This is a genomic window from Nocardia sp. NPDC056952, assembly GCF_042674185.1.
GTDB lineage: Bacteria > Actinomycetota > Actinomycetes > Mycobacteriales > Mycobacteriaceae > Nocardia.
Genome location: NZ_JBHURA010000001.1, coordinates 743,965 through 757,554, shown reverse-complemented (window position 1 = coordinate 757,554; position 13,590 = coordinate 743,965). Strand labels below are relative to the sequence as shown.

General features: G+C 68.9%; 15 protein-coding genes. 3 read left to right on the top strand and 12 right to left on the bottom strand.

Annotation, left to right across the window (positions count from 1 at the left end; genetic code table 11):
- Nucleotides 1-18: 18 nt before the first annotated feature.
- Nucleotides 19-612, bottom strand: a complete 594-nt coding sequence (locus ACFTS5_RS03315) for a TetR/AcrR family transcriptional regulator (RefSeq protein ID WP_378627034.1) — start codon at nucleotides 610-612, stop codon at nucleotides 19-21.
- Between the two features lie 84 nt (nucleotides 613-696).
- Between ACFTS5_RS03315 and ACFTS5_RS03310 the strand changes: the two genes are divergently transcribed.
- Nucleotides 697-1,542 (top strand): SDR family oxidoreductase, encoded by an 846-nt coding sequence (locus ACFTS5_RS03310; RefSeq protein ID WP_378627033.1) that lies wholly within the window; start codon nucleotides 697-699, stop codon nucleotides 1,540-1,542.
- A gap of 21 nt (nucleotides 1,543-1,563) precedes the next feature.
- Here ACFTS5_RS03310 and ACFTS5_RS03305 read toward each other — a convergent pair whose 3' ends face one another.
- From ACFTS5_RS03305 to ACFTS5_RS03275, 7 genes are all read right to left on the bottom strand, one after another.
- Complete coding sequence (locus ACFTS5_RS03305) at nucleotides 1,564-3,786, bottom strand: primosomal protein N' (protein ID WP_378627031.1); 2,223 nt, start codon at nucleotides 3,784-3,786, stop codon at nucleotides 1,564-1,566.
- A gap of 14 nt (nucleotides 3,787-3,800) precedes the next feature.
- Entirely contained in the window at nucleotides 3,801-5,012 is a 1,212-nt protein-coding gene (gene metK / locus ACFTS5_RS03300; RefSeq protein ID WP_101467096.1) for a methionine adenosyltransferase, read from the bottom strand.
- A 214-nt stretch (nucleotides 5,013-5,226) separates the two neighbouring features.
- Complete coding sequence (gene coaBC / locus ACFTS5_RS03295; RefSeq protein WP_378627030.1) at nucleotides 5,227-6,444, bottom strand: bifunctional phosphopantothenoylcysteine decarboxylase/phosphopantothenate--cysteine ligase CoaBC; 1,218 nt, start codon at nucleotides 6,442-6,444, stop codon at nucleotides 5,227-5,229.
- A gap of 28 nt (nucleotides 6,445-6,472) precedes the next feature.
- A complete protein-coding gene (rpoZ, locus tag ACFTS5_RS03290; RefSeq protein WP_056810542.1) occupies nucleotides 6,473-6,751 on the bottom strand; it encodes a DNA-directed RNA polymerase subunit omega in 279 nt (92 codons plus the stop codon).
- Between the two features lie 27 nt (nucleotides 6,752-6,778).
- Nucleotides 6,779-7,363, bottom strand: a complete 585-nt coding sequence (gene gmk / locus ACFTS5_RS03285) for a guanylate kinase (RefSeq protein ID WP_056810544.1) — start codon at nucleotides 7,361-7,363, stop codon at nucleotides 6,779-6,781.
- A gap of 6 nt (nucleotides 7,364-7,369) precedes the next feature.
- Nucleotides 7,370-7,690: an integration host factor, actinobacterial type gene (mihF, locus tag ACFTS5_RS03280; RefSeq protein WP_056815410.1), complete on the bottom strand. Its 321-nt coding sequence runs from the start codon at nucleotides 7,688-7,690 to the stop codon at nucleotides 7,370-7,372.
- A gap of 348 nt (nucleotides 7,691-8,038) precedes the next feature.
- Complete coding sequence (locus ACFTS5_RS03275; RefSeq protein ID WP_378627029.1) at nucleotides 8,039-8,629, bottom strand: TetR/AcrR family transcriptional regulator; 591 nt, start codon at nucleotides 8,627-8,629, stop codon at nucleotides 8,039-8,041.
- Nucleotides 8,630-8,659: 30 nt separating this feature from the next.
- On the opposite strand from ACFTS5_RS03275, the gene ACFTS5_RS03270 reads away from it, so the two are divergent.
- Nucleotides 8,660-9,004, top strand: coding sequence for a DUF6463 family protein (locus tag ACFTS5_RS03270; protein WP_378627027.1), 345 nt, complete (start codon nucleotides 8,660-8,662; stop codon nucleotides 9,002-9,004).
- Between the two features lie 4 nt (nucleotides 9,005-9,008).
- Here ACFTS5_RS03270 and ACFTS5_RS03265 read toward each other — a convergent pair whose 3' ends face one another.
- From ACFTS5_RS03265 to ACFTS5_RS03255, 3 genes are read right to left on the bottom strand one after another with little or no spacing between them, the layout of a single operon-like run.
- Complete coding sequence (locus tag ACFTS5_RS03265; RefSeq protein ID WP_378627026.1) at nucleotides 9,009-9,665, bottom strand: response regulator; 657 nt, start codon at nucleotides 9,663-9,665, stop codon at nucleotides 9,009-9,011.
- A complete protein-coding gene (locus tag ACFTS5_RS03260; RefSeq protein ID WP_378627025.1) occupies nucleotides 9,656-10,780 on the bottom strand; it encodes a sensor histidine kinase in 1,125 nt (374 codons plus the stop codon). Before ACFTS5_RS03260 ends, ACFTS5_RS03265 begins: the two co-directional genes overlap by 10 nt.
- Nucleotides 10,777-11,427: a DedA family protein gene (locus tag ACFTS5_RS03255; protein ID WP_378627024.1), complete on the bottom strand. Its 651-nt coding sequence runs from the start codon at nucleotides 11,425-11,427 to the stop codon at nucleotides 10,777-10,779. Before ACFTS5_RS03255 ends, ACFTS5_RS03260 begins: the two co-directional genes overlap by 4 nt.
- 191 nt (nucleotides 11,428-11,618) lie before the next feature.
- Between ACFTS5_RS03255 and ACFTS5_RS03250 the strand changes: the two genes are divergently transcribed.
- Nucleotides 11,619-12,686: a serine hydrolase domain-containing protein gene (locus tag ACFTS5_RS03250; protein WP_378627023.1), complete on the top strand. Its 1,068-nt coding sequence runs from the start codon at nucleotides 11,619-11,621 to the stop codon at nucleotides 12,684-12,686.
- 81 nt (nucleotides 12,687-12,767) lie between these two features.
- On the opposite strand, the gene pyrF is transcribed toward ACFTS5_RS03250, so the two are convergent.
- Nucleotides 12,768-13,589: an orotidine-5'-phosphate decarboxylase gene (pyrF, locus tag ACFTS5_RS03245; protein ID WP_378628310.1), complete on the bottom strand. Its 822-nt coding sequence runs from the start codon at nucleotides 13,587-13,589 to the stop codon at nucleotides 12,768-12,770.
- Between the last annotated feature and the right edge of the window lies 1 nt (nucleotide 13,590).

Here is a 13,590-nt window from a genome sequence, read left to right as displayed (position 1 = left end):
ACCGAGCCCGCGCGGGTGCTATCCGGACTCCCGCGCCAGCTCGTCGATCCATCGTTCCAGCCGGGCGCCCTCGGTGACCATCAGTTGCGGGTCGCGGAACGTGTTGGTGAGCAACGAGATTCCCTGATAGGCGGCCACGAAGGCAACGGCGAGCTCGGCGGCGTCGGTGCGACCGAGGCCGGCGAACTGTTCGCGCGCCCACTCCACCAGCAGCCCGATCACGCGTGCGGGCTGTCCCCCGAAGGCGTCCTCGCGCTTGTCGAGTTCGGCGGCGAGTGAACCGGTCGGACAGCCGAAACGCGCCGCCATCTCACGTTGTTCGACCCAGCTGCGCACCATGGCCTTCAGCTTCTCGGCAGGCCCCGGCAGTTCGGCGAGTTCGGTGACGGCGCCCGACAGCACCTGCGCGTGCAACTCGATGACCGCGGCGATGAACTGATCCTTGGTCTTGAAGTAGTAGTAGACGTTGCCGACGGGGACGTCGGCCTCACGTGCGATATCGGCGATCGTCGTCTTCTCGATGCCCTGCTCGTAGAACACGCGCATCGCCGCTTGCACCAGGCGTTCCCGCTTCCCGATCTTCGGGCTGAGCTGCGCGTCCGATTTAGTCATACAACTAACTATAGACAGAGCGCGGTCGATGGGATACCTTTGCGTCCAGCAGCCAGTCAGCCAACTAACTAACTAAGGATTCAGATGATCGTCGTCACCGGAGCAACCGGCAATATCGGCAGCACCCTGGTCGGACTACTCGTCGACGCGGGAGCACAGGTCAGGGCGGTATCCCGCGGCATGCGCCCCGCCGACCTGCCGGCAGGTGTCGAGCACACGGTCGCCGACCTGGGCGATCTCGACAGCCTCTCCCCCGCACTACAGGGCGCTGACGCGCTGTTCCTGCTGATCACCGGCGAGCAGCTGATGACCGGCCCCGAGCCGGCCCTGCTGCTGAAAACCGCCGCGGACGCCGGCATCCGCCGGGTCGTCTTCGTCTCCTCGCAGGGCGCGGTCACCCGCCCACAGTCCGACGGCTACGCCCGGACCATCGCGTTCGAACAGGCCCTCGCCGAATCCGGCCTGGAGTGGACGGCCCTGCGCCCTGGTGCGTTCTTCTCCAACACCTTCGCGTGGATCGAACCGGTGCGCACCCAGCGGGTCGTCCCCGCACCGTTCGGCGACATCGGTTTGCCGGCGGTAGACCCCGCCGACATCGCCGCCGTTGCCGCCGTGGCACTGCGCGAAGAGGGCCATCACGGCCGCGCCTACACCCTGACCGGGCCCGCCGTGATCACCCCGCGCGACCAAGCCGCGGCGGTGGCCGAAGCGATCGACGCCCCGATCACCTTCGTCGAGCTCACCGTGGACGAGGCCAAGCAGAACATGCTGCGCTTCATGCCCGAGCCGGTCGCCGACCACACACTCACCATCCTGGGCATGCCCACAGCGGACGAACAGCAGGTCAGCCCTGATATCGAGGAGGTACTCGGTCGACCGGCCACAACCTATGCGCAGTGGGCGAGGCGCCATCGGGCGATGTACGCCTGACCGGAACGCCGGGCGCCCTCGTCAGCCGATATCGACCGGGTCGATCTGCACCCGCAAGGGCGCGTCGGAGCGGTGCGAACTGCGGACGGCCTGGGCGGCGGTGAGGGCGCGGGCCAAGGGAGCGCCGTCCGAGCGGGCCACCCGCAGCAGCATGCGTTCGACCTCGGCGGGAGAATCGGTGCCGGAGAACGGTTTGCGGGCCGTCGGCGGAAGCGGTACCGGACCGAGGATCTCGGTACCGTCGGGAAGTGTGGTGGCGTCGAGTAATTCCGCGATCGACGCGGTGGTGCCGTCGATGGCGGCGAGCCGGACCGCAGGCGGAAAGCCGACCTCCGCGCGGGCCTCCAGCTCGGCGGCGGCATGGTTGACGGGGTCCCACCGGACCAGCGCCTGGACGGTGGCGAGGGACGGCTCGGCCATGACGATGACCTGGCCACGGGGGCGGACCAGGGCGGCCGCCCCCATCCACCGGCGCAGGGTGTCCTCGCTCGCGCGCAGGTCGGCGCGACCGAGCAGCGCCCAGCCGTCGAGCAAGAGCGCGACGCCGTAGCCACCGCGAACGAGGGGTTCCGCTCCGACGGTGGCGACGACCACCTGGGCGCCGGGTTCGACCGTGTCGAGCACTTCCCCACCACCGGAAGCACGGATCGGGACGCCCGAGAACGCACGCCCGAGCTCTTCGGCGGTGCGGGCCGCGCCGATCACCGTCGCCCGCAGCGCTCGCGCACCGCAGGCCTGGCAGCGGAACGCGGCTTCGGTGATGCCACACCATTTGCACTGCGGGCTCGCCGCTTCGCCATTGCCGGAATGCGGTAACGCCAACGGTCCGTTGCAGTGCCGGCAGCGCGCGGGGGTACGGCATTTCGCACAGGCCAGCGACGGAACGTATCCTCGCCGCGGCACCTGGACGAGCACCGCCGCGTTCTCCTTGATCGCGGAGCGGGCGGCCGCGAACGCGACGCCGGGCATCCGCACCGAGCGGGCCAGCGCGTCACGTTCCAGGGCGTAGTCACTGTCGCCGGGCGCGCTGATCCGGGGCGTCACCTCACGCAGCGTCTGACGATCGGCGAGAAGGTCACGCGCCCACCCGGATTCGACCACCGCCTGGATTTCGGCTGTCCGCGCGAAACCGGCGGCGACGAACGCGGCGCCTGTCTCGTGCGCCCGCAACATCGCCACTTCGCGAGCGTGCGGATACGGGGAACGCGGCTCGGCGTAGGTGTCGTCGCCGTCGTCCCAGATCGCGATGAGCCCGAGGTCACGTGCCGGCGCGAAGACGGCCGCGCGGGTCCCCACCACAATCCGCGCCTGCCCACGCAACACCGCCAGCCACCGCCGATACCGCGCCGCAGGCCCCAGCCCGGCCGACAGCCCGACAGCCGAATCACCCACCAGCGCAACACATTCGGCCAGCAACCGATCGAGGTCCCGCTGGTCCGGCACCATCAGCACCGCACTGCGACCGGCGGCCACCACCGTCGCCGCCAATTCCGCCAGCCGCGCCGCCCAGTCCTCCCCCGGCAACGCCTGCCACGCCGCCCGCACACCCTTCCCCTGTGCCAGCGCGCCGACGAACCCCAAACCGTGCGCATACCGGCCCCAGGCCGACGCGTCGACCCCGATGTGCGATTGCGCCGCGGCCGAGATGTTCGCACCGGTGGAGCCGTCCATACCAGTGGAGCTGTCCGTGTCGGCCGAGCGCGAAAGATGCTCACCATCAACAGCTTCCGGTGCCGAGTCGCCCACGGCACCCGCACCTTGCGCTTCGGCGAGGGGCGGGTCTTCCGGCGGAGACGTCGAATCATCGGCGGTGTCACCAGCTCCAGCCGCCGAACGCGTCGATTTCTTCACGCCATCGGACTTCTTCGCACCGCCGGTTTCGGTGCGGGCGTGGCGCGGCGGGATGGCAAGACGCAGGACATCAGCGCGAGTTCCCGCATAGCGGGCGGCGACAGCGGTGGCCAGGCGCAGAATGTCCGGGGTGAGGACGCGTTCGGCGGAGACCACTCGTTCGAGCGGCATCATCTTGCCGTTGTGGTCGCTGCGCGGAAGACGTTCGAGCAGGTATCCGTCGACGAGGCGACCGGCGAAACGCACGCGCACGCGCACGCCGGGCTGCGCGATCTCGTCCAGGTCAGCGGGGACGAGGTAGTCGAAGTCGCGGTCGAGGTGGGCAGGCGACAGCAGCGGGAGCACCCTCGCGATGGGGTGTCCCGCTGCTGTCGATGTTTCGCCCGCTGCCACGCGGTCCGTGGGTATTACAGGCCGACGGCCGCGCGCAGCTTGTCGGCGCGGTCCGTGTGCTCCCAGGGCAGGTCGACATCGGTGCGGCCGAAGTGCCCGTAGGCGGCGGTCGGCGCGTAGATCGGGCGCAGCAGGTCGAGATCGCGGATGATCGCGCCCGGACGCAGGTCGAAGACCTCGGAGATGGCGGTGGAGATGCGGGTCGGGTCGACCTTCTCGGTGCCGAAGGTCTCGACGAACAGACCGACCGGGGCCGACTTGCCGATCGCGTACGCGACCTGCACCTCGACACGGTCGGCCAGACCGGCGGCCACGACGTTCTTGGCGACCCAGCGCATGGCGTAGGCGGCCGAGCGGTCGACCTTCGACGGATCCTTGCCGGAGAACGCGCCGCCACCGTGGCGGGCCATGCCGCCGTAGGTGTCGACGATGATCTTGCGGCCGGTCAGGCCCGCGTCACCCATCGGGCCACCGAGGACGAACTTGCCGGTGGGGTTCACCAGCAGGCGGATGTCGGAGGTGTCGAGGCTGGGCAGGTTCAGGTCGCCGATGACGGCGTCGACGACCTTCTCGCGGATATCGGGTGCCAGGAGGTTGTCCAGGTCGATATCGGCGGCGTGCTGGGTGGAGATGACCACCGTGTCGAGGCGAACCGGACGGTCGCCGTCGTATTCGATGGTGACCTGGGTCTTGCCGTCGGGACGCAGGTAGGGCAGCACACCCGACTTGCGGACCTCGGTGAGCTTGCGCGAGAGCCGGTGCGCGAGCGCGATCGGCAGCGGCATCAGCTCGGGCGTGTCGGTCGTCGCGTAGCCGAACATCAGGCCCTGGTCGCCGGCGCCCTGGCGCTCGATCGCATCGTCGGAACCGCCGACGCGCGCCTCGTGCGAGGTGTCGACACCCTGGGCGATATCGGGCGACTGGGCACCGATCGCGATGTTGACACCGCAGGAGTTGCCGTCGAATCCCTTTGCGGAGGAGTCGTATCCGATCTCGAGGACCTTCTCGCGCACGATCCGCGGGATGTCGGCGTAGGCGGAGGTGGTGACCTCGCCCGCGACATGGACCTGCCCGGTGGTGACCATGGTTTCCACCGCGACCCGGCTGCTCGGGTCCTCCGCGAGCAAGGCGTCGAGGATGGAATCGCTGATCGCGTCACAGATCTTGTCCGGATGCCCCTCGGTCACGGACTCACTGGTGAATAGCCGACTACCTGTCGTACGCACAGTTATTCCCTCTCCCTCAACGGGTTACTCGTTCGGCTTGTGACGGTAACTTCTCGGTGCTACCGCGCAACCCTTCTCATCAAGACTATTCCAAACCACCGACATGGTGGCGAGTAAGTACCAAGCCACACCGCGAACACCTGCACGCGCGGTAGACTGCACGACCCTCGTTGCCGCGCAACCGTTTTCGCGCGACATCGACGCGAACTCCCGGTCAGCGCAGCAGCGGTACCAGCGCGTCGAGCACCCGGCTGGCCAGCAGCGCCTTCGAACCGTGATCGAGAGCAGCCTCGGTGCCGTCGGCACCGAGCAACCAGCCGTCGTTGGTGTCGACCTCGAACGCCTTGCCCTCCCCGACCGCGTTGACCACGAGCAGATCGCAGCCCTTGCGGGCCAGTTTCGCGCGGGCGTGGGTGAGCACGTCGCCGTTGTCGTCACCGGTCTCGGCGGCGAAGCCGACGATCGCGGTACCGGCGAGCCGTCCCTCGGTGCGGGCGTCGACCAAGCCGGCGAGGATGTCCTCGTTCTTGGTCAGCGGGATCACGTCGGGTTCGTCGGCGCCCTTCTTGATCTTCGCTGCGGCCACGTGGGTCGGACGGAAATCGGCGACCGCGGCCGCCATGATCACCGCGTCCGCGCCGAGCGCGTGCTTGTCGACCGCGGTCTTGAGCTGGTCGGCGGTGGTGATGTGGACGAGTTCGACCGCGGCGGGCGGCGCGAGCTCGATCGTGTTGCCCGCGATCAGCGTCACCTGGGCGCCGCGCTGGGCGGCGACCCGGGCCAGGGCGTAGCCCTGCTTGCCGGAGCTGCGGTTGCCGAGGAAGCGCACCGGGTCGAGGGGTTCCCTCGTGCCGCCGGCGGTGATCACCACGCGGCGACCGGTCAGGTCGCGCGGCAGCGCGTCGGCACGTTCGAGCAGCAGCGAGGCCAGACCGAAGATCTCCTCCGGCTCGGGCAGCCGTCCCGGACCCGTATCGGTGCCGGTGAGCCGGCCCGACGCGGGTTCCATCACGTTGGCGCCGTGCGCGCGCAGCGTCGCGACATTGGCCACCGTCGCCGGATGCTCCCACATCTCGGTGTGCATCGCGGGCGCGAACAGCACCGGACATCGAGCCGTCAGCAAGGTGGCGGTGAGCAGATCGTCGGCGCGCCCCTGTGCGGCGCGCGCCATCAGATCCGCGGTGGCGGGGGCGATGACGACGAGATCGGCCTCCTGGCCGATCCGGACATGCGGCACCTCGGGCACGTCGGCGAACACCGTGGTGTGCACCGGCTGACCGGACAGCGCCTCGAAGGTCGCCTTACCGATGAACTGGAGAGCCGACTCGGTGGGAATCACCCGCACCTGGTGTCCGGTCTCGGTGAAACGGCGAACGAGGGCACACGCCTTGTAGGCGGCGATGCCCCCGCCGACCCCGACGACGATCCGCATGGTCTTTACGCCTCCGGACTAGAGATTGTCACTCGCCCTCGGTGTGTTCGAGCAGGTCGGAGTGGATTTCGCGCATGGCGACCGACAGCGGCTTCTCCTGCAGACCCGGCTCGACGAGCGGGCCGACGTACTCGAGGATGCCGTCACCGAGCTGGTTGTAGTAATCGTTGATCTGACGGGCGCGCTTGGCCGCGTAGATCACCAGGGCGTACTTGGAGGACGTGCGCTCGAGCAGCTCGTCGATCGGGGGGTTGGTGAGGCCGATCGGAGTGTCGTACGCGGGTACTGCGGTGATGTCCGTGCTCACTAGGGGTGGCTCCTGCGGGTTAGTGGGTCAAGAACTCGAATTTGTGCTAACGAACAACGATACCAACTGCTCACAAGCGGTCGTTACCTCGCTGTTCACGATGACCGTGTCGAACTCGTCACAGGCCGCCAATTCGACCCGAGCCGTCTCGAGCCTGCGCTCGATCACCTCGGGCGTCTCGGTGCCGCGCGAACGCAACCGCGAGACCAGTTCTTCCCAGCTGGGCGGCGCGAGAAACACCAGCAGTGCTTCCGGCATCGCCTGCCGGACCGACCGTGCACCGGCCAGGTCGACTTCGATCAGTACTGAAAGTCCGCTCGCCAGCGCTTCTCGCACCGGGGCGGCGGGGGTGCCCGATCGCTGCAACCCCCCATGGATGTCTGCCCATTCGAGCAGTTCGTCCGCCGCGATCATGGCGTCGAACTCGACTCGGGAAACGAAGCGGTAATCGAGACCGTCGACCTCGCCGGGACGGGGGTCCCTGGTGGTGGCCGACACACTGAAAACCAGTTCGGGCAGGCGTTCCCGCACGCACCGAACGACCGTGGATTTACCCACGGCCGAGGGGCCGACCAGTACTACCAGCCGGCCCTTCCGCGTGTTTTTGTCCACCAGACTTTAGGCGTCGAAGTCGAAGCGGGTGAGCAGCGCTGCGCGCTGCCGGGCACCGAGACCACGGAGACGACGCGTAGGCGCGATCTCCAGCTCGGTCATGATCTCCGCCGCCTTGACCTTGCCCACCTTCGGCAGAGCCTCGAGCAGCGCAGAAACCTTCATCTTGCCGAGAATCTCATCGGACTCGGCATCGGTGAGGACCTGCTTCAGGTTCGTTCCACCGCGCTTCAGGCGCTCCTTGAGCTCTGCCCGAGCGCGGCGAGCGGCAGCCGCCTTCTCCAGAGCAGCGGCGCGCTGCTCATCAGTCAGCTGGGGAAGGGCCACGGGTTCCTCCGTCTCATCGTTCATTGCCAGATCTACCGCCGGTTACCCGGACGGTCTGTGCGACCGTACCCACGGTGCGCGCCGATTGCGAACCCGACCCCCAGGTCAGGGCAGGATTACGCATGCCGTATGGCGCGCGCGGACCCGATGCGGTGACGGCTGATTCCGCTGTCCCGATCGTACAGTCGAATTCCTAAAATATACCCTCACCTGCGGTTATACCGATATGGGCGATGATAGCCACCAGGTAGCGTGAGTGCCGGGTGCCGCCCCGGCAAACCCGGTGGCGCGCGACCAGCGGGTTTCCTGAAAAAGCCCGCGTGTCGCCCGATTTCGCACAGCGTGTCGTCACGATCGGGCCCGAAACTGGTCGAGAACCGCGCCCGATGCGGTCGCTACGACGTCGTCGATCCAGTCCGGAATCGGGGCGGCACGGGCGATGTAATCACGGACCAGACCGTACGGAATCGCCTTCACCGCGGCGCCCGCGATGGCCAGCGAGCGGTCGTCGGCGACCCCGAATTCGGTCACCACGGCAGTCAGCAGCGCGGCGTTCATCTCGTCGTTGACACCGGCGATCGCGGCCCGCAGATCCTCGGCACCGACCTCGAGCAGTTCGTCGCGATGGAACATCTTCATCGCCCGCGCCTCGGTCGGGTGCGCGCGACAATAGCGCGGCAGAAACGTGGCCGCGGCCAGCAGCGGCGCGGGGCCGGTCAGTGCCGTGATGAAGCCCTCGTGGAATCGGCGGATCGACCGCAGCCACAGGCGGGCGAGCAGTTCGTCACGTGAGGCGAAACGCACATAGATCGACCCGGCGTGCACGCCGGCGGCCCTGGTGATCGCCGTGACGGTGGGCCGGGTGATGGCGGGGTCGGCGAGCAGGTCGCGCGCCGCGTCGAGCACCTGCTCATCGGTGAAAAGGCGGGGTCTTGCCACCGGATCAGCCTAGTGGCACAGTTTATGAATATGGATTCAAGAACAAGATTTCCCCTCGCCGGAACCCTCCTGACATTCATCGGCACGGTGCACACCGCGCTCGGCGTCGCTGTGTTCGCCGCCGGCGATCAGGACGTCGAGCTCACCTTCTGGTTCACCGAGTTCGGCGTGGTCAGCGTCGGTTTCGGCCTCGCGATGATCGCGCTGGAGCGCGCACTGGGGTACGTGCCCGGCACAGTGCTGCTCGTGCTCGGCGTCGCGACGGTGTTCGGTCTCGCGTTCATGCCGCTGTCGGGGTTCATCACGGTGCTGCTGCCGCTCGGCGTCGGCGTCTTCGGCTGGTGGCGGGCCAGGAACGCGCGGGCCACGGCCTGAGCGGTCAGCCCTGCGCCGCACCCGCCCGCAGGTGTTGCAGGATGGCGAGTACCCGCCGGTTGTGCGCCTCACCGACCGGCAGATCCAGCTTGGTGAAGATCGCGTTGATGTGTTTCTCGACGGCGCTGCGGGTGACGTAGAGCTGTCCGCAGATCGCCGCGTTGCTCAGACCCTGCGCCATGAGTTCGAGCACCTCGCGTTCGCGCTCGGTGAGCCGGTGCAGTGGCGAGTCGGCACGATTGTGCAGCAGGAGCTGACGAACCACCTCCGGGTCGAAGGCTGTGCCGCCCGCACCCACCCGATCGACGGCGTCGAGAAACGAGCCGATCGCGGCGACCCGGTCCTTGAGCAGGTAGCCGATGCCGCCGGTGCCGGTGAGGAACTCCGCCGCGTGCCTGCGCTCGACGTACTGCGACAGCACCAGGACGGCGACCCCCGGCTGGTCGCGACGGATTTCCAGGGCCGCTCTGATCCCCTCGTCGACGTGGTCGGGGGGCATCCGCACGTCGGCGATGACCAGGTCGGGCGGGCGCACTCGCACGGCGGCGAGCAGTTCGGTCCCGGTGCCGACGGAGTCCACGATCTCGTGCCCCTCCGCGGTGAGCAGCTGGGCCAGGCTCTCGCGCAGTAGCGCGGAGTCCTCGGCCAGGGTTATCCGCACGGAACCTCCACGGTGATGATCGTCGGGCCGCCCGGCGGGCTGGCCACCGTCATGGTGCCGTCCAGTGCGGTGACGCGGGTGGCGATGCCGGTCAGGCCGTGTCCGGTGGGGTCGGCGCCGCCCTGCCCGTCGTCGTGTACCCGCAGGCGCACGATCGATCCCACACGGTGAACGCCGACCTCGACGGCCGTGGCGCCGGAATGCTTGATGGCGTTGGTGATCGCCTCGCTGGCAGTGAAGTAGCAGGCCGACTCGACCGGGCGCGGTGCGCGTTCGCTGAGGTCGACGGTCAGTCGAGTCGGAATCGGGGTGCGGTCGGCGAGAGCTTCGAGGGCGGCGCGCAGGCCGTCGCGGGCGAGCATCGCCGGGTAGATCCGCCAGGAGACCTCGCGCAGTTCGTCGAGGATGTGCCCGGTCTCGGCGATCGCGCGCCGGCGCAGGTCGGCGCGCCCGTCCTCGTCGGACGCGCGGTCCATCCGGCCGAGCAGGATCGACAACGCGACCACCCGCTGCTGCACACCGTCGTGCAGATCGCGTTCGATCCGGCGGCGTTCGTCGTCGATCACCTCGACCATCTCGGCGCGGGTGGTGGTGAGCTGGGCGACCCGCTGCGCCAGTTCGTCCTGTCCTGGGCGCGTACTGCGCCGCAGACACCAGGCTTCGGCGCGCACCACTCCGAGCAAGCCCTGCACGGCCAGGAAACAGAGCACCGCTCCGGGAAGCGCCAGCACGGTGACCGTCGCCCAAGTGACCTGCCCGGGTTCGGTCGCGTCGATGATCGGCACCGCGGCGCCGGTGGAGGCGCCGTAGACCAGGGCCACCACGACGACCACACCCAACCCCGACAGGGCCAGCACCAGCGCGCCGAGCACGCCGACCAGCGCGCGAACAGCCAGGTACCCCGCGCCGCGCGGTCCACTCGGCACGCCGTTCGACCGCACGCCGAGCAACCGGGTGAGGCGCCGGTGCTCGCCCCGGGCGATCCGCTCGGTGAGGCCCGCCGCGATCGGCGCGGCGAGGACACCGAGCAGGTCGAGCGGCACAGTGAGCACGCCGAGCAGATATCCCGCGACCGGTGCGGCGACGCGTTTCGACCGCGCCGGGGAGGTGCTCATCGCCCAATTCTCGCGTGCGCCTGCCGCTGACGCACGCGCCGCACGACGAACACGGTCGCGGCCACGAGGACGGCGGCGATCACCGCCTTCTGCAGGATGCCCGCATAGGTCTCGACGACGTGCCAGTTCTCGCCGAGGAGGTAGCCCGCGAACACGAAGATCGCGTTCCACACCAGGCTGCCCGCCGTGGTCAGCAGCGTGAACCGGCCGAGGGGCATGCGTTCGACACCGGCGGGAATCGAGATCAGGCTGCGGAAGATGGGGATCATCCGGCCGAAGAAGACGGCTTTGTCGCCGTGGCGGGCGAACCAGTCCTCGGTGCGGTCCAGGTCGGACAGCCGGACCAGGGGTAGCCGGTCGACGATGCGGCGCAGGCGGTCTCGCCCGAGCGCGGCGCCGAGTCCGTAGAGGGCGAGCGCGCCGGCCACCGAGCCGAGAGTGGTCCACAGCAGGACCTCGGCCAGGCTGAATCGGCCGCGACCGGCAGTGAAGCCCGCCAGTGGCAGGATCACCTCGCTGGGCAGCGGAGGGAAGAGGTTCTCGAGTGCGATCGCGAGGCCGGCGCCGAAGCCTCCGAGCTGTTCCATCAGCTGGACGGCCCAGCCCGCGATGCCGGTCAGTTCGGTCGAATTCCCTGTCGTATCCATGCTTTCGACGCTAGGGAGCCCGGGCGCTGTGATCAGTAGCGTCAACCACCCGGTCGACGCGGTACGACCGCAGTCGCAGGGTGGGGTTTTCCGCACCCCCGTCGCGGGGCCTGCACCATCGATACGGTCCGAGTAGCTACTTAGCGTCGAAAGCTATGCGACAGAAACTCTTTCGGGCCACAGTGGTCGTTGTGGGCACCGTTGTGACGGCCACGGTGGTGGCCGCTCTCGTCCTCGTGACGGCACGGTGGCGGGTCGTCGGGGATGCGGTCGAGGCCACGGCGCGCTGGAACGACACCGACGTGGTGGTGCGGGTTTCCGACGGCGAGCGGCAGCGCGAATGGCACCACGAAGGCAGCGCCGCCGGGCAGACGGGTACGCCGGGACCGCACAGCAGGTTCCGGATCGGCAGCATCACCAAGACCTTCGTCGCCACCGTGGTGCTGCAACTGGTCGACGAGGGCAGAGTCGAGCTCGACGGCCCGATCGCCGCGCAGCTGCCGGAGCCGATTCCGGGCGGTGACCGGATCACAGTGCGGCAGTTGATGAATCACACCAGCGGGCTCTACGACTACATGAAGGAACCGGGCATGTCGACGAACCGGTGGCGCGGTGACGACCGCTTCCGCGCGCACGCACCGCGCGATCTGCTCGCCACCGCGATGCGCCACGACCCCTATTTCGCACCGGGTGCCCGCTTCCGGTACTCGAACACCAACTACATCGCGCTCGGCCTGCTGATCGAGCACGTGACCGGCCACCGCTACGGCGACGAGATCCGCGAGCGTGTCCTCACGCCGCTGCGGTTGACCGCCACCACCGTGCCCGGCGACGACCCCCGCGTCCCCGCGCCCGCCCTCACCGCGCACCGCGACATCGACGGTGCCGGACGCGTGGATGTGACCGAGATGAACCCCTCACTGGACTGGGCCGCAGGCGAAATGATCTCCACCACAGCCGATCTCGACGCGTTCTTCGCCGCGCTACTCGGTGGGCGCCTGCTGAGCCCCGCGTCGTTGGACCGGATGCGGGAGACGGTCCCGATGGGCATGGGTTTCCACTACGGCCTCGGCCTGCAGCGTTTCGAACCTCCGTGTGGCGCCGACCTGTGGGGACACGGCGGTGAACTGCTCGGCTACGTCTCGTACGCGTTCCGTTCGACCGGCGGCCGGTCGCTGACGATGGTTCTCGGCTCGGCGGCGTCGTCGGACGCACTGTCGCTGTTCGCCACGGTCACCGCCACCTACTGCCTCGCCTGACGGAGTTCTCGCCTCACAGTGGGGCGCGAGGACGACGAGGCCGGGGCAGCGTGTCGCTACCCCGGCCCGCCATGGCGTTCATCAGCGCTGCAGGAAGGCGAACTCCTCCTGCAACTGAGCCGTCTTGTCGCACAGCGCCGTCACCGACGGACCCGCGTTGAGAACCTCGCGCGACACCGCGGGCACGGCGGCGGCGAAATTCGCCTCGGTGACCAGGGCGCGGATGGAGTCCGCTCCCCCGCCCTGCGCGCCGACACCGGGCATCAGGATCGGGCCGTTGAGGCCCGACAGATCGGGCGCCTCGGTGAGCGTCGCACCGACGACCACGCCGACGGAACCGAAACCGGACCCGGCATTGCGGGCCGCGGCCTCGTCGACCATCGTCTGCGCGATGGTGCGCCCGTCCGCGGCGGTGATCCGCTGCAGTTGCGCCCCTTCGGGATTCGAGGTCGCCGCGAGCACGAATACCCCGCGGTGATTGTCCTTCGCCAGGCTCAGCGCCGGGTCGAGGGAGCCGAAGCCGAGGTACGGCGACACCGTCACAGCGTCCGAACCCAGCGGTCCGTCGCCGAGCCAGGCATGGGCGTAGGCATCCATGGTGGAGCCGATGTCGCCACGCTTGGCATCGGCCAGCACCAAGGTGCCCGAGGCCCGTAGCACCGAGATGGTGCGCTCGAGCACCGCGATGCCGCCGGACCCGTAGGTCTCGAAGAACGCGACCTGCGGCTTCACCAGGGCGACCCGCCCGTCGAAGGCCTCGACGCAGATCTCGGCGAATGCCTCGAGCCCGTCGACGTCTTCGGTGAGCCCCCACGCCCGCAGCAGCGCGGGGTGGGGGTCGATGCCGACGCACACTGGTCCGAACTGCCGCATGGCGTGCTGCAACCGGTGACCGAAGCTCATG